The following is a 20,425-nucleotide window of genomic DNA, read 5'->3' as shown; positions in this document are numbered from 1 at the left end:
GTATAAATGTAAAAAAATAGGATAGAAAAATCTTATGTCTGGCCTTCAGGAAGAATATTTACAGCATCAAACCAAAATTGAACAGCTCCGGCTCTCAATTCAATATATTCGCTGGTATCTGATTAGCTTAATATTACTTTGTCTGATTTCAGCCATTATTTTCTCTTGTTACTTTATTTCTTACATTACTAAATTTATTTGGTCAATTGGCTTTACTGTTTTAACTTTTACTTGTCTATTATTTATTCCAAAACTTTTAACCCAGTATCGTGATATTAATTTTATTAAGAAAACTGATTTAACGCTGCAAGGTATTTGTTTGCTCTCTGGAATTTTAATGGGAATAAATATAATTGTTCTTCATTTTTCGCTTCCAGCTACATTAATATCCGTCTCTGATGTTCATATCCTCATTGCCCTATTTATTACCTCAGCACACATTATTGGCCTGACTTTTCTGACTCAGCAGCCCCGATATTTCTATTTGCTGTTTATTCCAAGTACAGTTCCACTCATTATTAGTCAATTTACCCATTCTCAAATCACGCAACTTCCTTTTTACTTTGCTTATAACTTAGCCTTTGTAGCAACTTTGCTTTGTGCTTATGCAACTCAACGTAACTATCAAAAAATCTCTCAACTACTATTTAAAAATAAACAACTCGTACAAGTCGCAGAACAGCATACACAATGGGCTGAAGAATTATGCGTACAGCTTCAGCAAGAAGTAAATAAATCCAAAGATATTGAGGCACAGCTTCAATTTAATAATCATTTACTCGAACAAAAAGTACGTGAAAGAACATACGACTTAACTAAAATGAATGAGAGGCTTGAAAGCAATCATCATAATTTAGCATTTGCCCATGAAACCGCAGGTATTCGACCGTGGGACTGGGATATTGAAAAACAAAAACTAGAAATCACTTTCTTTGATCAGCAAAAACAAACGCAAAATACGTCTTTACATCTCAAGACCATATTAGAGCGTATACATCCTAATGACCGACAATTATTTGATGAGCGTTTAAAAGAACACTTGGAAGGAAAATCTGATCATTTCAATATTACTTTCCGTATCTTACGTCGTAATGGCTCTTGGCGTTGGATTCATGATGTAGGTCGTGTCATTAGCCGTGATCCTAAAACCAATAAAGCTTTACGCATGGTCGGAATGACCAGAGATATCCATCAGGAAAAAAAAGATCAAGAGCATCTAAGACTCTGCGCTATTGTGCTTGAACAAGCTGCTGAAGGTATTTTTATTCTAGATGAAAAACTTAATTATATTGATGTTAACCCCTATTATGAAAAATTAACTGGTTTTTCAAAGTCTGAATTATTAAATCAGCAGCTATTTAACATCGCAATAAATCAGAAATTACAGCAACAACAGTTTCATGACTCAATTACTCAACAACTTCTAAAAACTGGCGAATATATGGGCCAATTTGATGAAAAGTTTGCATCGGGTAAGAGTGTTTATTTATGGCTTCATATTAATGCAGTGAAAGATGAACACAGCCAAGTTATTAATTATATTGGTTTTGCACGTGATTTAACTGAGCAGAAACGCCAAGAGCAACATTTATCTTATTTAAAAAATTATGATAGTTTAACTCACCTTCCTAACCGTTTTTATTATTACAATCAATTACATCAGTATTTAGTCAATCCTTCTTATAGTTTTAAAAATTTGGCATTAATAAGAATTAATATTGATAGATTTAGAGCATTTAATGAATTTCTAAATAATGATAGTGGTGATGAACTGCTAAAACAATTTGCACAGCGTCTACGACTCACCAATATTAATGCCATTTTAGTTGCTTATTTAAATGGGGATGATTTTGCAATCATTTATGAAATATCACCGATTCATCCAAATATTGAGCAATATTGCCAAAATATATTACAAGCATTAAATGCCCCTTTTTATATTGATCAGCAAGAATATTTTATTACAGCCTCTATTGGAGTTGCTTGTTTTCCTGAGCACGGCAGACAAATTGACCATCTCAACAACCACGCAGAACAAGCATTGTCCGAAGCAAAACGCTTGGGTGGCAATACTATTAGCTACTATTGTAATAAAACAACGAATCCATATAAGACAGCAGATTTAGAACAAGAGCTACGTAAAGCCATTCAAAATGATGAATTTGTGGTTTATTACCAACCAAAAATTAATTTAAATGATAAATCGGTTAAAGGTTTTGAAGCCTTAATTCGCTGGCAACATCCTGAAAAAGGACTAGTTATGCCAAATATGTTCATTCCTTTTGCCGAGCGTAGTAGTCTTATTTCCGATATCGGTAAAGTTGTTTTAGATAAAGTCGGCAAACAATTACAAGAATGGAAAAATGCTGGCTATACAGATATCCAAGTATCGGTAAATATTGTAGCTCAACAAATTCATCGAGGATTATTGCTTAACGATTTAGATGAATTTTTAGAGCAATATCAGCTAGATGGTTCAAATATAGAACTAGAAATTACTGAATCAGCTTTATTGGACAATACCGATAATGTGAAGAAACTATTGCACTCAATTAAAGAGCGCAACATTTCGATCGCACTTGATGATTTTGGTACTGGCTATTCATCTTTAGCTTACCTAACTGAATACCCAATTGATGTTTTGAAAATTGATCGAGCCTTTATTTCGAAAATCGGTGATCAAAAACAAGAAGCTATTGTCAATGCCATGATTGCAATGGGCAAAAGTATGGGGCTTAAACTGGTTGCTGAAGGTGTTGAAACTGAAGAGCAAGTTATTTATCTACAAAAACAACAATGTGATTTTTTACAAGGCTATTTCTTTAGTCGCCCGCTCCATCCAAATCAGATTATTCAATATCTACAATCAAATACGTATATTTCATAATTGTTTTAACAGTCTATTTTACATGCGCTGGTTTTTCCAAAAATGAGCGTTTTTGACTGTGAGAAATAAAGAAGTAGTGTTATATTCTTTAGCATTTAGCTCACTACGGGGCTATTGGCAATTCGTCTACTATTCTCTTAATTGGTAAAAATTAAAGCATAGTAAAAGAACTGAGTTGCCTCCCCCTAAATGAGTGATTTGACTAGTTTGCTTTTTTGTATCAAATAGAGACTCAGATGGACGATCAATCTTTAAAACAGGCCGCTTTAAATTACCACGAATATCCAAATCCAGGGAAAATCAGCGTCACGCCTAGTAAGCAACTCGTCAACCAACGAGATTTGGCTCTAGCTTATTCACCAGGGGTTGCTGCTCCATGTTTAGAGATTGAACGTGATCCTTCAGCTGCTGCAAAATACACTGCACGTGGCAACTTAGTTGCTGTTGTAAGTAACGGTACTGCGGTTCTTGGTTTAGGTAACATCGGTCCATTAGCTTCTAAACCAGTAATGGAAGGTAAAGGCGTTCTGTTCAAAAAGTTCGCTGGTGTTGACGTATTTGATATTGAAATTGCTGAAAACGACCCAGATAAAATCGTTGATATTGTTGCTTCATTAGAACCAACTTTCGGCGGTATTAACCTTGAAGATATCAAAGCGCCAGAATGTTTCTATATCGAGAAGAAACTTCGTGAACGCATGAAAATTCCTGTGTTCCATGATGACCAACACGGTACAAGTATTATTGTAGGTTCAGCATTATTAAATGCTCTACAACTGGTTAACAAGAAAATTGAAGAAATCAAAATTGTTGCTTCAGGCGCAGGTGCTGCTGCTCTTTCTTGTTTAGATTTACTTTGCGCTCTAGGCGTAAATAAAGAAAATATCATTGTTGCCGATTCTCGCGGTCTACTTACGACTTCACGTGAAGGCTTAGATGAATCTAAAAAACGTTATGTACAAGACATTAAAGCGACGCAATTACATGAAGTAATGGCTGGTGCAGATATGTTCTTGGGTCTTTCAGCTGCTGGTATTCTCACCAAAGATATGGTGAAACAAATGGCTGAAAATCCAATTATCTTTGCTTTGGCAAACCCGGATCCAGAAATTCTGCCTGAACACGCCCATGAAGTACGTCCTGATGTCATCATGGCAACTGGTCGTTCGGACTACCCGAACCAAGTAAACAACGCTTTATGTTTCCCTTATATCTTCCGTGGCGCACTTGATGTAGGTGCGACAACTATTAACGAAGATATGAAAATTGCATGTGTACACGCAATTGCACGTATGGCTCATGTAGAAGCTGATGCTGCAACATATGGTGAAAAATCTGCTTCATTTGGTCGTGACTACTTAATTCCACGTCCACTTGACCAACGCTTGATTTTAGAAATCGCGCCTGCTGTTGCTAAAGCTGCAATGGACTCAGGTGTTGCAACTCGTCCTATCGAAGATTTCTCTGCATATCGTCAAAAACTTTCTGAGTTTGTTTATAACTCAGCATTCTTGATGAAACCAATCTTTGCTCAAGCAAAAACAGATCCTAAACGTATTGCATACGCTGAAGGTGAAGATGAGCGCGTATTACGTGCTGTTCAAATTGCAGTTGATGAAGATTTAGCTAAACCAATCTTAGTTGGTCGTACTGCAGTCATTGAAGCAAACATCAAAAAATTGGGTCTACGCTTACAACATGGCGTGAACATTGAGATTGTAGATCAAGAACAAAACCCGATGTATGAAGAGTTTTGGAAAGACTACTATCAAACAATGCAACGTAAAGGCATTACTGTTGAATATGCTCAACGTGAAGCTCGCCGTCGTTCAACTTTAATCGCATCTCTTCTGGTTAAATTTGGTAAAGCAGACGGTATGTTATGTGGTACTTACAGTAGCTATAACATTCACCTTGATTTCGTACGTAACGTTATTGGCCTTAAAGAAGGTATGAACAACTTCTTCACGCTCAATGCATTAATGCTTGAAGACCGTAACTTGTTTATTGCTGATACATATGTAAACACTAACCCGACTGCTGAACAACTTGCTGAAATGACAATTTTAGCAGCTGAAGAAGTACGTCGCTTTGGTATTACACCACGTGTAGCTTTACTTTCTCACTCAAGTTTCGGTAGCGACCAGACTGATTCAAGCGCTCAAAAAATGCGTGAAGTTTATCGTATTTTATCTGAGCAAGCTCCAGAGCTTGAAGTTGAAGGTGAAATGCATGGTGATGCAGCATTAGACGAAAATATTCGTCATTTTGCATTCCCTGGTTCTCGTTTCAAAGGTTCAGCGAACTTGTTGATTATGCCGAACCTAGATGCAGCAAATATTTCGTTCAACTTATTAAAAGCAACTTCTGGTAACAACGTAACAATTGGTCCAATTTTGCTAGGTGCTGCTAAACCAGTTCATATTTTGACACCTACAGCGACGACTCGCCGTCTTATCAATATGACTGCTTTAACAGTTGCTGAGATTCAACAACAAGAAAAGTAATTTAGAAACCGCTTTTTACGAAAAGCCTTTCTAATGACTTGAGAAAACCTCTATTCTGTAGCATGATTGCTTGAAGAATAGAGGTTTTTTCATGCAAGTGTATTTAGTAGGCGGTGCTGTTCGAGATTATTTACTTGGGCACCCCTATCAAGAAAAAGACTATGTTGTGGTCGGTGCAACGCCGGAACACATGCTCGCCCAAGGTTTCCAACCTGTAGGCAAAGATTTCCCTGTGTTTCTTCATCCCCAAACCAAAGAAGAATATGCACTTGCACGAACCGAGCGAAAGTCTGGTCAGGGATACCACGGATTTCAATTCTTTACTGATACAACTGTAAGTTTAGAAGACGACTTAATTCGTCGTGACTTAACTATTAATGCAATAGCCATGGATCAGGACGGCAAAATATATGATCCATATGGTGGCCAAAGCGACTTAGAAAATAAAATTCTGCGTCATGTTTCGGAAGCATTTGCTGAAGATCCTTTACGGGTTTTACGTGTCGCTCGTTTTGCAGCTCGATATTTCCCATATGGCTTTCAAATTGCTCCTGAGACCTTGCAGCTTATGCAAACCATGGCAGAGTCAGGTGAACTAGATGCATTAACACCGGAGCGTGTCTGGAAAGAAACTTCTCGCGCTTTAATGGAAACTCATGCTGATATTTATTTCCAAACTTTGCGTGATTGTGGCGCATTAAAACATCTTTTCCCTGAGATTGATGCTTTATTCGGTGTACCTCAACGCCCTGAATACCATCCAGAAGTGGATTGTGGCGTTCATACCCTTATGTCTCTGCAACAAGCTTGTAAATCGAATTATTCACTCGATGTACGTTTTGCTGTTTTAGTACACGATCTGGGCAAGGCGCTTACTCCAGCCGATGAGCTTCCTCGTCATATCATGCATGAAGAACGTGGAATTAAACCGGTTACCCAATTATGCGAACGTTTAAGAGTTCCAACACAAACCAAGCAATTGGCATTATCAGTGTGTAAAGAACATTTAAAATGCCACCAGATTATGTCATTAAAACCAGGTACTTTATGGCGTCTATTACAACGCTTAGATGTTTTACGTCGCCCAGAAAGAGTTGAGGCTTTTGTCCAAGCTTGTGAATGTGATGCAAAAGGAAGATTAGGACTAGAAGATCGTCCGTATCCTCAAGCTCAATATATGCGTGAAGCCATGCAGATTGTTCGCTCTATTAAAGTTCAAGATTTACCAGAGAACATTAAGGGTGCCGAAATTGGTGAAATGCTCATTCAATATCGAATTGAGGCTTTAGCTGAGTTTAAAAACCAACATCAAAGTCTTAGCCACTCTTAATCAGTAATCATAAAAAAAAGCCTCATCGTGAGGCTTTTTTTATTGAGGTTTTAACGTTTAGGAAGCGGGATATACTGAGATTGCGTATTTTGCGCTTTTCGCTCACCCACAGTCACAACAAAGTTTTGTTGTTTCCCATCTCGTTCAACCAATACATTAATTTCGCTATTTGGCGCTTGTAAAGCCACGTAATTAATCAAATGAGAAGCCGAAGTAATCGGTTCATTATTTACCTGAACAATTTTATCGCCCACTTTAATCCCAGCAGAAGCCGCTGGACCACTTTTTAATACATCAGCAACAACTACACCTACTGGTGGTTTTGGTGCCAAGACATCATCTTGTGTAGGTGGAAGTAAACTAATACCTAACCAACCACGAACTACACGACCATCTTTTAAAATTGAGTTAAGTACTTGTTGACAAACCTTAGCAGGAATTGCGAAGCCAATACCTAAAGAACCACCTGATTGTGAAAAAATAGCCGTATTCACACCAATCAAATTACCAGCCACATCAATTAAAGCCCCGCCTGAATTCCCAGGGTTAATTGCCGCATCAGTTTGAATAAAGTCTTCATAGGTATTAATACCTAAATCTGAGCGACCTGTTGCTGAAACAATACCTTGGGTTACTGTTTGCCCAACACCAAATGGGTTACCAATTGCTAAAACAACATCGCCTACCTCATTACCACTTAACTTAAATGGCAATACTGGCAGCTTATCTAAATCGATTTTAATGACTGCCAAATCGGTATCTGGGTCAGTTCCAACAATTGTAGCTTCTGCACGACGTCCGTCATGTAAAGCAACTACAATCTGATCAGCTTGAGCAATCACATGGTTATTGGTAAGGATATAGCCGTCAGCACGAACAATAACCCCTGAACCTAAGCTATTTTCATTTTGCTGTTGTTGTTCGGGAACCTGATTTCCAAAAAATTCACGGAAAACCGGATCACTCAACAAAGGATGATTTTGTTTAACTTTCTGGGTCGTAAAAATATTAACAACTGCTGGCGCTGCAACTTTTACCGCAGCACTATAAGACACCACCCCGCCCGTTCGAGAAGTATCCACCAGTGGCTCAACTTTCTCAGCAGGCATTTGCACCCCATCAACTGCAACAGTTGGTTTCGGCTGATGGTATTTTTGCCATGCAATAAAACTGGCAATTACAATAATAAGTAACACCCAAGGTAACCATGTAAAGGTGCGGCGCACGTTCATATCCTCTACGCAAAGAAGTTTTTAATTAAATTAATATATTGAACAAAAAGAGTTTTCAGTTAAGCATTTTAAATTAAATATGTCGATATACATAAAAAAGTCAAAAAAGATTTGTCTAGCTTTAGTTACACAACAAAATATGTTTCTATAGCTTTAGCAATTATTTACTACTCAATTCAGGAAATATCATGGCGAATTTGCATGAAATTATTCAGTGGTGCGACCAAACCTTAAAAGCAGCAGAGTTTAAAGATTACGCACCAAATGGCCTGCAAATTGAAGGTTCAACTGAAGTAAAACGTATTCTTTGTGCAGTTACTGCTTCTGAAGATGCAATTGATGCAGCGATTGCTCAAAATGCAGACTTATTACTCGTACACCACGGTTATTTTTGGAAGGGCGAACCGTATCCAATCACTGGTATGCGAGGCAATCGCATTAAAAAACTTATTCAAAATAATATTTCATTAGTGGCTTACCATCTACCTTTAGATGCACATCCAAGTTTAGGCAATAATATCGCTATTGCAGAAAAACTAAACTTACAAAATTTAGTACCACTTGATCTAACTGAGAAACATCCGATTGGTAATATTGGTTATTTAGAACAAGCGCTTTCTGTAGATGAATTTAAAGCAAAACTGCAAAACAGTTTTGATTTTAAGGTGATTCACTTACCAGCTGAAAAACAAAGCATCCAAAAAGTAGGCTTCTGTACAGGGGGCGCTCAAGATTTTATTGCTAAAGCTGCTTTGCAAAACTGCGATGCTTACATTTCAGGCGAAGTCAGTGAACGAACTTTTTATGAAGCAAAAGAATTAGGTGTTCATTATTTTGCCTGTGGCCACCATGCAACCGAACGTTATGGTGTTCAACGTTTGGCACAAGCTATTTCAAAACAGTTCTCTGTTGAAAGTGAATATTTTGAATTGAATAATCCGATTTAATTAAGTCTTTTTTTCAATCTGTGTTATGCGTATTAATTAGATCTTTATTGTGTATAGTTCTTTAAAACGATGCCCTATTGTGAACAGAATCATTTACAATAGAGCCACTTAATATTGTATAACCCAGCAAATGCAAGGAATAGGAACATGACAACCATTACTTTACCTGCACTTCCATATGGCTATGATGATTTAGCGCCACATATCAGTAAAGAAACTTTAGAATACCATCACGACAAACACCACAATACCTATGTTGTTAACTTAAACAACTTAATCAAAGGTACTGACCTTGAAGGTAAAACTTTAGAAGAAATCATTAAAGCAACTGCTGGTGATGCATCTAAAGCTGGTATTTTCAACAACGCTGCTCAAGTTTGGAACCACACATTCTACTGGAACAGCATGAAGCCAAACGGTGGTGGTAAGCCTACTGGTGCAATCGCTGCTAAAATTGACGAAGCTTTTGGTAGCTACGAAAAATTTGCAGAAGAATTTACTGCTGCTGCAACAACTCAATTCGGTTCAGGTTGGGCTTGGTTAGTTGCTGATGAAGTAAACGGTAAACTTTCTATTACTAAAACTTCTAATGCAGACACTCCACTTGCACATGGTCAAATTGCTGTATTAACAATTGACGTATGGGAACATGCTTACTACATCGATTTCCGTAACTTACGTCCTAAATACATCGCAACTTTCTTAGAAAGCCTTGTGAACTGGGACTATGCAAATGCAAAACTTGCAGGTCAACCAGCTGGTGTAGAGAAATAAGTTTATTTCTTTATAAAAAACCACCCTCTTTAGGGTGGTTTTTTTATTTTTAGTACAACAAAAGCATATTAATCAAGCAAACGATTCATTTTCTTTAATATTCTTATTGACGCTTTTAGATTTCATCCATAAAATGCGCATCAGATTCTCCAATAGCTCAGTCGGTAGAGCGACGGACTGTTAATCCGCAGGTCCCTGGTTCGAGCCCAGGTTGGAGAGCCATCTACTAATCTCCCATAGCTCAGTCGGTAGAGCGACGGACTGTTAATCCGCAGGTCCCTGGTTCGAGCCCAGGTGGGAGAGCCAAGATTCTAAAAGCCCGCATCTATTGCGGGCTTTTTCTTTTCTAATCATTTAATAATTTTCTATTATTTTGAATAAAATCAATGTTTCGAGTATTTTTAAGCCAATCAGTTAGATATTCTCTTTAATTCTCTTATTAACCCTTGACCTAGCCCCCTTTCCTGCCTAAAATCCTTTTCCAGATTCTCCCATAGCTCAGTCGGTAGAGCGACGGACTGTTAATCCGCAGGTCCCTGGTTCGAGCCCAGGTGGGAGAGCCAAGATTCTTAAAAACCCACTCATTACGAGTGGGTTTTTATTTGTATGATGTTATCCCATGTTCGAATCGAGTCATTTATTTTTTATTATTTTAGGTTGCTTAAGCACCTGCATTTTTCTTGTTGTTTGTTTACGTCCCTATTTATTTCCAAAACAAAAATTCTTTGCCCGTCCTGTCATTACTAATTTTGAAACTCAGATGTTTATACGTTTAAAACAGAGTTTCCCAAGTTACCATGTTTTAGCTCAAGTGGCCTTTAGCGCGTTAATTACCAGTAATGATTATAAAATTCGTAGTCAGTTCAACCGTAAAGTCACTGATTTTGTTTTGCTTGATGAAAACATGGAAGTAATAGCCATTATTGAATTAGATGACCCCTCTCATCTTGAGAAAGCAGAAGAAGACCGTATGCGTGATCAAATGCTTACCGAAGCAGGTTATATCGTAAAACGATATACAAGCATTCCTAGCGTACGCCAATTACAAAGAGATATTCATTAAAAGCTACTGTTGTCTATTTTCAGAATTTGTAGCTTGTTTTTCAGCTATTCTTTTTTCCATTTCTAAACGTTGCTGCTCATATTGCTTTTTATTCTCAGCATCACTCTTTGCAGCAAAGAAAAGTATTCCAATAATCAAAAAAGGAATAAGCAAACCCAATCCCATTAATAACCAAGGAACAGACTTTTTTTCAACAGGTTGCTGGCTCATAAGTGTTTTAAACTCTAACATCATCAATTTTAAGATATGTAACAATATAACAAAAAGGGCCCACTTTTGGACCCTTTTAATTTGAATATTTTAAATACACACTTATTGTGCTACACCAGTACATTCAAAATTCTTACTTGCATCTATTACCGATGGATCGAGCACAATATTGGTTTTAGCTGGCATCTTAGATTGTACAAATTGATAAATTTCAGCATTTCTACATACAATCGCTTGAGTATGAGCAGCCCCTAGAACAGGCACAAACGTCACGTCAGTTCCCATTTTTTTAAGACCATTTTGCAAGGCATCTGTGACTGGATATGGTACAGCCATATCAGCAGTACCCTGAACAATCATGACTGGTGAATTAATTTTTTTAGTAGCAGGTTGGTTATCTACCAAGAATTTTTTCACAGTTGGGTTTTCTTGGAAATTACCCGCTAAACCCGGATAATCTGTAACTATTTTACCTGCATTAGTCGCAAGATAATCACGAATATCAGCCGCAAATTTATTATGTAAATCGGTTAAGCACATACCATTCTCGCCGGTGGTGCCTTCTGCGAACTCAGCTATACTTTGTGAACGTTGTTGGAAAATTTCACGATAATTAAATTTAGGCTCATAAGCAGTAATACCTACCGTAGTATATGCAGCATATGCAAGTAGCTCAGCATAAACTTCTACAGCCGTACCAATAGGTGCTGTACCAGCTTGCTCTTTTTTAAGAATATCTTGGATTGCTTGTGGTGCAACTGTAGAAATAATATAGCCAAGGCTAGAAGCTGGTGCTGTTGCAACTGCACCTTTATAGTTGGTGTCGTTATTTGCAAACTCTGCAGTACCTAGTGAAGCATGCCCACCTTGAGACTGTCCAATCGACATCCACGCACCGTTTAGCTGATTACCATAATGATCTTTTGCGGCCTTCACTGCTGCAATTGCAGATTTAGCTTCACTTCCCAAATTAAGGTATGGATGCATTCCTCGCGTACCTAAACCCTCATAGTCTGGTGCAATCACAACATAGCCAGCTGCCAATAGAGTATCTGCTAAAATTTTGAAACGTGGATTAATTATATTATTACTTGGTGCACAACCATCTCCTACACCTACTGTTCCATGTTCCCATACCACGACCCGATAACCATCTTTAGGTTGAGCAATTTTAGGGAACATGACAAGTGCCGTTGCTTGAGCTGTTTTCCCTTGTACATTCTCCATGTTATAGGTCATCACTTTGATAGATGCAGCGCCACTTAAACTGTCCTGAGAATAGTTTTTTTCTGAAATATAAGTTTTATCAGGGTTTACACCAGTATAGTCATCATCATTGTCATCACAGGCTGCAAGAAAAAAAGTTGAAGCTGTTAATGTTATAGCTAAAGCAATGTTTGACCGTTTCATACAATATCCTTTTTATGTTATGTGTTATTTATTCCGCATATTTCTTATGCACAAATATTAAGACATAAAAAAAGTGCTCTGCATAGAACACTTTTCAACCTCACGGTCATTTTTACTATATGAAATTTAAAAATATTCCTAGAAAAATGATTAATCCAACCCAGCGATTGTGACGAAATGCCCAGAAACAAACCTGAGGGTTGCGGTCTTTGGTTTTAATTGTTTGATATATAAAATCGAATGCCACAACAATTAAAGCAATGATCGCCCATGGAAATAAGATATTTTCTAAATATAATGCCGTTCCTATCAAAACAAGACTGATTGCTTGTAAAAGTGCAATAATTTGGATGTCATATCGCCCAAAAAGAATAGCTGTAGATTTCACACCAATTTTTAAATCATATTCACGATCGGTAATTGCATATTGAGTGTCATAAGCCACTGTCCAAGCCAAATTACCAAAATAGAGCAACCAACAAGTCAAATCTGGAGTTTTACCTACAGCGGTAAAAGCCATAGGAATAGACCATGAAAATGCTGCGCCTAAAAATACTTGCGGTAAGTTGGTATAGCGTTTCATAAATGGATAAATAAACGCTAAAAATAATGCTCCAAATGACCAGTAGAAAGTTTCTATAGGTAAAAAGAACAAAAGACATGCGCTTGCTAAAACGAGTACCAAGAACACATACACCGCTTCTCTTGCACGAATAATTCCGGTTGCAAGTGGACGCGTTTTAGTACGCTCAACATGACCATCTACTTTACGGTCTGCAAAATCATTAATCGCACATCCCGCAGCGCGCATAAAAATGACGCCTAAAATCATGACGAATAAAACACCTAAATCAGGTATTCCTTTTGATGCAACCCAAAGCGCCCACATGGTTGGCCAGAACACCAGTTCAGTACCAATTGGCTTATCAAATCGACATAGATAATAATAAGCTTCTAAACGCTGACGCCATGTTATGCCTGTTGCAGTCGTCATAGTAATTCCTTGTCGTGCTGCTGATATAAAAAAGCTTCAAAAGCCGGTAAGAATGTTTCTTGAACAATAAATTTACATCCATGCCAAGTATAGCAACTTTGCCGCGTCCAGCCTTCTGGTAAGCGAATAACACGGCGGTCACACAGAGGTGTTGTTCTTTGAAATAAAAAACGCCCTATCGGTTTAGAACCAATATGCTGAAATATACGGGCTTTTTTTTGTAAACTTTGAATTGGAAAAATACTTTTTGCTTTAACCCATGGCTCTATTTCACAGCCATATAAATAGGTTTCCCTCACCCATGAAGTGTGGGTATGAGGCATACTCATCCATTGACTGTCTGCAAAAGTTAAACGTTGAAAGTGTTCTTTAAAAGGCTTTACGCTGAACTGTCCACCACCAAGTTCAGTCAATTGTTGGGTCAGAGAACCAGACGCATACAACCATGTTTTCAATGCAGGATTTAAAACTTGTTCCTGTTTAAGTACTGGTTGTCGTTTACGCATAATCTGCTCACATGAAAACTCGCACCTAGTTTACCCCAAATTTTTGATAAAAAACGTAGAGAATTCAATCAACATTCCAAGCAATAAAAAAAGCCTGCATAAGCAGGCTTTTTTAAGAAATACGTATTACAAGCTGTAGTACATATCGAATTCAACTGGGTGAGTAGTCGTGTTAAGACGACGTACATCTTCAGTTTTAAGTTCGATGTATGCATCAAGCATTTCTTTAGTGAACACGCCGCCTTTTAACAAGAATTCGTGATCTGCTTGAAGTGCTTCAAGAGCCATATCTAAGCTATGAGCAACTGTTGGGATTTTTGCTTCTTCTTCTGGAGGAAGATCATACAAGTTCTTGTCAGCAGCTTCGCCCGGATGGATCTTATTTTGGATACCGTCGATACCAGCCATTAACAATGCAGCGAAACCTAAGTACGGGTTCATCATTGGGTCTGGGAAACGAGCTTCGATACGCTTACCTTTAGGGCTAGAAACGTATGGAATACGGATAGACGCAGAACGGTTACGCGCTGAGTAAGCAAGCATAATTGGTGCTTCGAAGTGAGGAACCAAACGCTTGTATGAGTTTGTAGATGGGTTTGTGATTGCATTCAATGCACGAGCGTGCTTGATGATACCACCGATGAAGTACAACGCCATTTCTGAAAGGCCAGCATATTCATCACCAGCAAACAAGTTCTTGCCATCTTTAGAGATAGACATGTGAACGTGCATACCAGAACCGTTATCACCTACCATTGGTTTAGGCATAAACGTAGCTGTTTTTGCATATTGATGTGCAACGTTCCAAACAGCATATTTGAACTGTTGAACTTCGTCAGCTTTACGAACAAGAGTGTTGAAGCTCACACCAATTTCTAACTGGCAAGAAGCAACTTCGTGGTGATGTACTTCTACACGACCTGGGCCCATGATATCTTCGATTTTTGCACACATTTCTGCACGCATATCTTGTGAAGAATCAACTGGAGGAACTGGGAAGTAACCGCCTTTAACACGTGGACGGTGACCAGAGTTACCAGACTCATAGCTGTTACCAGTAGACCAAGCAGCTTCTTCAGCGATTAATGTATGACGAGCGCCAGACATATCGATGTCCCACTTCACTTCGTCAAATACAAAGAATTCTGGTTCTGGACCGAAGAATGCAGTATCACCGATACCTGTAGATTTTAAGTATTCTTCTGCACGGCGAGCAATCGAACGTGGGTCACGCTCATAACCTTGACCAGTTGAAGGTTCAATAACGTCACAAGTCACAACTACAGTTGGTTCAGCAAAGAACGGGTCGATGAAACCAGTTTCCGCATCTGGACGTAAGATCATGTCAGATGCTTCAATACCTTTCCAACCAGCGATTGAAGAACCATCAAACATTTTACCGTCTTCAAAAGTATCTTCATCAATAGAATCAGCTGGGTAAGTTACGTGCTGTTCTTTACCCTTAGTATCAGTAAAGCGAAAATCGACCCATTTTGCGCCACTTTCTTGTATGAGTTGAAGGACCTTGTTCGCCATGCTCATTTTGCTCCAATGAAATTTTGTTGCACTTGTTAAGTGCGTGTTAGTTGCTGGTATTTATTAAGCAATTCTCATACCAACTTTATAAGACTTACCTAAAACATTGAATTACTTATAAGTATTCATGATTTAGGCCCCTTGTCTTGAACCCATTATACTGTTTGCTTGTGCAAATGCACCATATTCACACATTTTCAAATTATGGCATATTTAAACAGCTCATTATTGCCCTAATTTAGTGCAAAATTGTTGCACTGATATAATTCGCTGCATCAATTTCTAACAGTCGTTCCTGATCATAATACTTTCTTATATATAATGTTGAGATTGTTATGAGATTACACAAAAATATTTACATCTCTTAAAGCTACAGATCTCGCCCTTTTTACGCTTCTTAAAAGACTCTCGTTTCTTGGCTAAGCAAGTTTGAAAAGTTCTTTATTGCTTATCCACAATCTACCAAACACTTTTCATTTTTATGAATTCTTATAAATCATTTCGCTTTTAACAGGACTTTGATTTATCAAATGAACGCACCTTACTGTGATTTATCTAATAACAAACTCCACTATTCATGTTCTTTTTCATTCACTGTTTTTATACAAGGTAAATTTGCTTTTATTGTTAAAAATAACTAAAAAATAAAAACATAAATTTTGGTTATAAATAGATAAACTAAAAGTTATGTTTATAAAAAAACATAAAATCATTCAAGGATTTGAATAATGAAGTATGAACTTGAACAGTCCGATAAAGCATTTTTCGGTCATCCAAAACCTCTAAAAACTTTATTTTTTACAGAACTTTGGGAAAGATTTTCTTATTATGGAATTCGACCCTTACTCGTTCTTTATATGGTTGCTATGGTGAATGACGGTGGGCTAGCACTTGATCGACCAACTGCCGCCGCCATTGTGGGATTATTTGCAGGCTCCATGTATTTAATGACCGTCTTTGGTGGATGGATTGCAGATAACTGGTTAGGTCAGGCGCGCGCTGTCTGGTACGGTTCAATTATTATTGCTTTAGGTCACTTATCAATTGCCCTCACCACCATTTTTGATCAATTCTTTTTTTATTTCGGTCTAGTTCTGATTGTTTTAGGTACTGGGTTATTTAAAACATGTATTTCAGTCATTGTAGGAACTTTATACAAAGCTCAAGATAGTAGACGAGATGCCGGATTCTCCATTTTTTATATGGGAATTAATACGGGCTCGTTTATTGCCCCGCTCATTACAGGTCTATTAGCTCGCGATTATGGCTGGCACTTAGGCTTTGGTATTGGTGGCATTGGGATGCTCATTGCTTTATTAATTTTCCGCTTTTTGGCTGTCCCACAGCTCCAAATTTTCAATGAATTGCGACAAGAAGCCAACAGCTGTAGCAAACCTGTCGTAGAAAATAAAAATGCACCTAAAATTGTCTTTAGCTTTTTATTCGCTGTTGCAGTGGTTATTGGATTAACTTTCTTTGGGATTATTCACATCAACCCAGTCGTTGTTGCAACCTACTTAACTGTAGGAATTAGCATTGGGATTATTGCTTATTTTGCATACTTACTACTTTTCCTGAATTTAGAGCAACATGAAAAATTTAAAATCGTTATTTGCTTCGTTTTATTAGCAGCATCCGCTTTATTCTGGTCAGCTTTCGAACAAAAACCCACAACTTTTACTTTATTTGCGCAAGATTATACGGACCGTATTGTTTTCGGATTTGAGATTCCAACTGTATGGTTTGAATCAATCAATGCTCTTTTTATTATTATCTTTGCTCCAGTAGCAGCTTGGCTATGGGCTAAACTAGGTAAAGTAAATAAAGACCCAAGCTATATCAGCAAATTTATTATTGCGTTGTTATTCGCAGCAGGTGGCTTTTTTCTTATGACTTTAGCCAGTCATTTTGCTATTCATGGCGGAGTAGTTTCACCATTTTGGTTAGTCGGTACTTTATTTTTTCTTACCATAGGTGAACTTTGCTTAAGCCCGATTGGCTTATCAACCATGACCAAGCTTGCACCTGATGTTATACGCAGTCAAATTATGGGTTTATGGTTCACTGGTTCAGCTTTAGGCAACCTCATGGCAGGTTTAATTGGCGGACATGTATCGGCAGATGGTATTAATCATTTACCTAGCCTATTTATGCGCTGTGTATTGGCCTTGGTTATTGGCGCAATCGTGTTATTTTTATTAAAGAAACCAATGAATAAATTAATGGGCAAAAGCACCAACAAAGTTCAACCTGATTTGGAAACCATATGAACGACTTAACTGTTCCAGAAAAACTAGCAAAACTTCGTGAACTCATGACCAATCAACACGTTGATGCTTTGGTTGTCATGAGTGCAGACCCCCATATGTCTGAATATTTACCAGACTATTGGAAAGCAAGGCAGTGGTTAAGCGGTTTTAGTGGCTCTGTTGGCACTCTAGTCGTGACCAAAAACTTTGCAGGACTCTGGGCTGATGGCCGCTATTGGGTACAAGCTGAACAACAACTTGTTGGAACTGGCTTTCAATTACAAAAACTGACCAGTGATGAGTCTTCAACACATCTCGCGTGGATTGAGAAAAATTTATCAACTGGTTCGGTCATTTCAGTAAATGGACAAACGCTTTCAATCCAGCAGTTTAAAGCTTTGGAAAATACGGCAAAACAACGTGGCTTTAAACTTGAAACACAGCAAGATTTAATTGGTTCAATCTGGTTAAACCGTCCTGAACTTCCTTTAGAGCAGATTCATTTAATGCCTGAAGGGTTAAATGCCCTATCTCGTAAAGAGAAAATACAAACAATTCGCGAAACGTTAAAAACTAAGGCGATTGAAGGACATTTCATTTCATCTTTAGATGATATTGCATGGGTCTTAAATGCACGTGGACAAGATGTAGAATACAACCCTGTATTCCTTTCGCATTTATATATCAGTACTCAACAGGCTGTTTTATTTGTTGATAGCAACAAAGTTGATTCAACCATTCAACAGGCTTTCAAAGCTGATGGTATTGAGATTCGTAACTACGAAGATTCCGCTCAGTTTTTAGCGAATATTTCTGATGCTTCAGTACTTTTAGATTCAGCCAAAGTATCGATTTTTCATGAACAAGCTATCGCAAAAGATATTCGGGTTGTATATGACATCAACCCGAGTACACTTTTAAAATCGCGTAAACATGAAAGTGAAATAGCTCATATCCGTCATGCCATGCTTAAAGATGGTGTCGCACTTTGTCACTTTTTTCACTGGTTAGAAAAAGCACTTCATCATGGTGAAAGCATTTCAGAACTGACTATTGATGAGAAAATTACAGCTTTCCGTGCTCAGCAAGAGGGTTTTATAGGCCCAAGTTTTTCAACGATTGCTGGCTTTAACGCGAATGGTGCTCTACCCCATTACCGTGCAACTGAAGAACATTACTCATTCCTTGAAGGCGATGGCCTATTACTGATTGACTCAGGTGGACAATATGTAGATGGAACAACCGATATTACTCGTGTTGTTCCTGTAGGCACGCCAACAGAACAACAAAAACGTGACTACACCTTGGTTTTAAAATGTCACATAGCTTTGGCAAAAATGATTTATCCAGAAGGTTTAGCTGCTCCTCTACTCGATTCAATTTGTCGCAATACTTTATGGCAACATGGTTTAGATTATCGCCATGGAACAGGACACGGCGTAGGCTTTGCGCTTAATGTTCATGAAGGTCCGCAAGTACTTTCTTATTACGCTCCTATACATGCCTATAGCAAGTTGCGTGAAGGAATGATTATTTCTAACGAGCCGGGTCTGTACCATGAAGGACAATACGGTATTCGCATTGAAAATCTGGTGGCAAACAAACTTCACTCTGGATTTGAAAAAACTTACGGTGAATTTTTAGAGTTTGAAACGCTGACCCTTTGCCCAATTCATTTAGATTGTATTGTGGTTGACATGCTAACGAATGAAGAGAAAGACTGGTTAAATGGTTACCACCAAACTGTTCAAGAAAGACTCGCTGAACACTTGTCTGACGATGTTTTAGATTGGCTGATTTATAACACACGTAAAATTTAATCTTCTTTTTGATTAAGGCAGAATAATTTTTATTTCCAATAGAAGCTTATTCTGCCTTATTTGTACTTATTTATAATTTTAAAAAGCACCCATTCCCAAAGCTTTTTTCATCAAATTTCTAACGAATGAAATAGTTAAACTGGTTACTTCTTTTTTTGCTATATTAGCCCATTAGAAAGCGGCTTCTTATTTTTTAAACCTAAAAAGTCTTTTCTAAACAGTGAGTATGAATGTGAGTAATATTCTAATCACTCATTAAATATATTTTAATTATCATGAGGTTAAGTTCATCATGCTTCTAATGATCGACAATTACGACTCTTTTACCTACAACATCGTCCAGTATTTTGGCGAGTTGAATCAGGAAGTAAAAGTTGTTCGCAATGATCAAGTCACATTAGAGGATATTGAACGATGGCAACCTAAATATCTCGTGATTGGTCCTGGCCCTTGCTCTCCAAGCGAAGCTGGTATTTCAATTCCTGCAATTAATCACTTTGCCGGAAAAATACCTTTGCTTGGCGTATGTTTGGGACATCAAAGTATCGGGCAAGCTTTTGGCGGAAAAATTGTAAGAGCCAAAACGGTGATGCACGGACGTTTATCTGATATGTACCACAGCAATAAAGGTATTTTCAGTAACCTGCCTAGCCCATTCTCGGCAACTCGTTATCACTCTTTGGTGATTGATCAGGAAACGCTACCTGACTGTCTTGAAGTAACATGCTGGACCAATGAAGCAGATGGTTCAATGGAAGAAATTATGGGCGTTAAACATAAGATACTTCCTGTTGAAGGCGTGCAGTTCCATCCTGAATCAATTTTGAGTCAGCATGGCCATCAAATCTTTAAAAACTTTTTAGATATCTACGCATAAGCCAGCTGTAAATAGATTGTTTTAAAAGTAATTTGATAAGAACCTGAATAAAAAAGCCAACTACGATCAGTTGGCTTTTTTTA

14 protein-coding genes, 3 tRNA genes and 1 pseudogene are annotated in these 20,425 nt (G+C 37.9%); 12 read left to right on the top strand and 6 right to left on the bottom strand.

Annotation, left to right across the window (positions count from 1 at the left end; all coding sequences use genetic code 11):
• The first annotated feature begins 34 nt into the window (after window positions 1–34).
• The 3 genes from ACIF8R_RS00730 (at window position 35) to ACIF8R_RS00720 (ending at window position 6,724) form a co-directional block, all read left to right on the top strand.
• Complete coding sequence (locus tag ACIF8R_RS00730) at window positions 35–2,887, top strand: putative bifunctional diguanylate cyclase/phosphodiesterase (protein WP_396478427.1); 2,853 nt, start codon at window positions 35–37, stop codon at window positions 2,885–2,887.
• Between the two features lie 236 nt (window positions 2,888–3,123).
• On the top strand, window positions 3,124–5,394 hold the full coding sequence (locus ACIF8R_RS00725; protein WP_396478425.1) for an NADP-dependent malic enzyme: 2,271 nt from the start codon (window positions 3,124–3,126) through the stop codon (window positions 5,392–5,394).
• Between the two features lie 91 nt (window positions 5,395–5,485).
• On the top strand, window positions 5,486–6,724 hold the full coding sequence (locus tag ACIF8R_RS00720) for a multifunctional CCA addition/repair protein (RefSeq protein ID WP_396478423.1): 1,239 nt from the start codon (window positions 5,486–5,488) through the stop codon (window positions 6,722–6,724).
• A gap of 50 nt (window positions 6,725–6,774) precedes the next feature.
• Here ACIF8R_RS00720 and ACIF8R_RS00715 read toward each other — a convergent pair whose 3' ends face one another.
• Window positions 6,775–7,950 (bottom strand): S1C family serine protease, encoded by a 1,176-nt coding sequence (locus ACIF8R_RS00715; protein WP_151817802.1) that lies wholly within the window; start codon window positions 7,948–7,950, stop codon window positions 6,775–6,777.
• Between the two features lie 194 nt (window positions 7,951–8,144).
• On the opposite strand from ACIF8R_RS00715, the gene ACIF8R_RS00710 reads away from it, so the two are divergent.
• From ACIF8R_RS00710 to ACIF8R_RS00685, 6 genes are all read left to right on the top strand, one after another.
• Window positions 8,145–8,903 (top strand): Nif3-like dinuclear metal center hexameric protein, encoded by a 759-nt coding sequence (locus ACIF8R_RS00710; RefSeq protein ID WP_396478421.1) that lies wholly within the window; start codon window positions 8,145–8,147, stop codon window positions 8,901–8,903.
• A 147-nt stretch (window positions 8,904–9,050) separates the two neighbouring features.
• Entirely contained in the window at window positions 9,051–9,677 is a 627-nt protein-coding gene (locus tag ACIF8R_RS00705) for a superoxide dismutase (protein WP_000208083.1), read from the top strand.
• A gap of 146 nt (window positions 9,678–9,823) precedes the next feature.
• Window positions 9,824–9,899, top strand: a tRNA-Asn gene (locus tag ACIF8R_RS00700).
• An 8-nt stretch (window positions 9,900–9,907) separates the two neighbouring features.
• A tRNA-Asn gene (locus tag ACIF8R_RS00695) sits at window positions 9,908–9,983 on the top strand.
• Window positions 9,984–10,164: 181 nt separating this feature from the next.
• Window positions 10,165–10,240 (top strand) — tRNA-Asn (locus ACIF8R_RS00690).
• Window positions 10,241–10,296: 56 nt separating this feature from the next.
• Complete coding sequence (locus ACIF8R_RS00685) at window positions 10,297–10,740, top strand: DUF2726 domain-containing protein (RefSeq protein ID WP_396478419.1); 444 nt, start codon at window positions 10,297–10,299, stop codon at window positions 10,738–10,740.
• Window positions 10,741–10,743: 3 nt separating this feature from the next.
• On the opposite strand, the gene ACIF8R_RS00680 is transcribed toward ACIF8R_RS00685, so the two are convergent.
• The 5 genes from ACIF8R_RS00680 to glnA all read right to left on the bottom strand — a co-directional run bounded on the left by ACIF8R_RS00680 (window position 10,744) and on the right by glnA (window position 15,402).
• Window positions 10,744–10,950, bottom strand: coding sequence for a hypothetical protein (locus ACIF8R_RS00680; RefSeq protein WP_335864426.1), 207 nt, complete (start codon window positions 10,948–10,950; stop codon window positions 10,744–10,746).
• A 102-nt stretch (window positions 10,951–11,052) separates the two neighbouring features.
• Window positions 11,053–12,360 carry an alpha/beta hydrolase family protein gene (locus ACIF8R_RS00675; RefSeq protein WP_396478417.1) on the bottom strand — a complete coding sequence of 436 codons (1,308 nt, stop codon included), beginning with the start codon at window positions 12,358–12,360 and terminating at the stop codon, window positions 11,053–11,055.
• Window positions 12,361–12,475: 115 nt separating this feature from the next.
• Window positions 12,476–13,354, bottom strand: coding sequence for a 4-hydroxybenzoate octaprenyltransferase (gene ubiA / locus ACIF8R_RS00670; protein ID WP_396478415.1), 879 nt, complete (start codon window positions 13,352–13,354; stop codon window positions 12,476–12,478).
• Complete coding sequence (locus tag ACIF8R_RS00665) at window positions 13,351–13,860, bottom strand: chorismate--pyruvate lyase family protein (RefSeq protein ID WP_396478413.1); 510 nt, start codon at window positions 13,858–13,860, stop codon at window positions 13,351–13,353. The genes ubiA and ACIF8R_RS00665 overlap by 4 nt, the downstream gene beginning before the upstream one ends.
• Before the next feature lie 126 nt (window positions 13,861–13,986).
• On the bottom strand, window positions 13,987–15,402 hold the full coding sequence (gene glnA, locus ACIF8R_RS00660) for a type I glutamate--ammonia ligase (RefSeq protein WP_171057781.1): 1,416 nt from the start codon (window positions 15,400–15,402) through the stop codon (window positions 13,987–13,989).
• A gap of 702 nt (window positions 15,403–16,104) precedes the next feature.
• On the opposite strand from glnA, the pseudogene ACIF8R_RS00655 reads away from it, so the two are divergent.
• From ACIF8R_RS00655 to ACIF8R_RS00645, 3 genes and pseudogenes are all read left to right on the top strand, one after another.
• A pseudogene (locus tag ACIF8R_RS00655) lies at window positions 16,105–17,666 on the top strand (peptide MFS transporter).
• A complete protein-coding gene (locus tag ACIF8R_RS00650; RefSeq protein ID WP_396478411.1) occupies window positions 17,663–19,465 on the top strand; it encodes an aminopeptidase P family protein in 1,803 nt (600 codons plus the stop codon). Before ACIF8R_RS00655 ends, ACIF8R_RS00650 begins: the two are co-directional and overlap by 4 nt.
• A gap of 292 nt (window positions 19,466–19,757) precedes the next feature.
• The gene (locus ACIF8R_RS00645) at window positions 19,758–20,342 is read left to right on the top strand and encodes an aminodeoxychorismate/anthranilate synthase component II (RefSeq protein ID WP_086263897.1); all 585 of its coding nucleotides are present in this window, start codon (window positions 19,758–19,760) and stop codon (window positions 20,340–20,342) included.
• The last annotated feature ends 83 nt before the right edge of the window (window positions 20,343–20,425 follow it).

It is taken from the genome of Acinetobacter sp. ABJ_C4_1, assembly GCF_044538495.1.
Taxonomy (GTDB): Bacteria; Pseudomonadota; Gammaproteobacteria; order Pseudomonadales; family Moraxellaceae; genus Acinetobacter; species Acinetobacter nosocomialis_A.
Note: the sequence above shows the minus strand (reverse complement) of the source record. Positions and strands in the feature narration are given on the sequence as shown.

Bases quoted from the DNA above. Each gene is read 5' to 3' on its own strand.
- ACIF8R_RS00645 (WP_086263897.1), top strand. From the start codon at position 19,758: ATGCTTCTAATGATCGACAATTACGACTCTTTTACCTACAACATCGTC.
- ACIF8R_RS00730 (WP_396478427.1), top strand. From the start codon at position 35: ATGTCTGGCCTTCAGGAAGAATATTTACAGCATCAAACCAAAATTGAA.
- ACIF8R_RS00705 (WP_000208083.1), top strand. From the start codon at position 9,051: ATGACAACCATTACTTTACCTGCACTTCCATATGGCTATGATGATTTA.
- ACIF8R_RS00665 (WP_396478413.1), bottom strand. From the start codon at position 13,860: ATGCGTAAACGACAACCAGTACTTAAACAGGAACAAGTTTTAAATCCT.
- ubiA (WP_396478415.1), bottom strand. From the start codon at position 13,354: ATGACGACTGCAACAGGCATAACATGGCGTCAGCGTTTAGAAGCTTAT.
- ACIF8R_RS00720 (WP_396478423.1), top strand. From the start codon at position 5,486: ATGCAAGTGTATTTAGTAGGCGGTGCTGTTCGAGATTATTTACTTGGG.
- ACIF8R_RS00710 (WP_396478421.1), top strand. From the start codon at position 8,145: ATGGCGAATTTGCATGAAATTATTCAGTGGTGCGACCAAACCTTAAAA.
- ACIF8R_RS00675 (WP_396478417.1), bottom strand. From the start codon at position 12,360: ATGAAACGGTCAAACATTGCTTTAGCTATAACATTAACAGCTTCAACT.
- ACIF8R_RS00680 (WP_335864426.1), bottom strand. From the start codon at position 10,950: ATGAGCCAGCAACCTGTTGAAAAAAAGTCTGTTCCTTGGTTATTAATG.
- ACIF8R_RS00725 (WP_396478425.1), top strand. From the start codon at position 3,124: ATGGACGATCAATCTTTAAAACAGGCCGCTTTAAATTACCACGAATAT.
- ACIF8R_RS00650 (WP_396478411.1), top strand. From the start codon at position 17,663: ATGAACGACTTAACTGTTCCAGAAAAACTAGCAAAACTTCGTGAACTC.
- ACIF8R_RS00685 (WP_396478419.1), top strand. From the start codon at position 10,297: ATGTTCGAATCGAGTCATTTATTTTTTATTATTTTAGGTTGCTTAAGC.
- glnA (WP_171057781.1), bottom strand. From the start codon at position 15,402: ATGAGCATGGCGAACAAGGTCCTTCAACTCATACAAGAAAGTGGCGCA.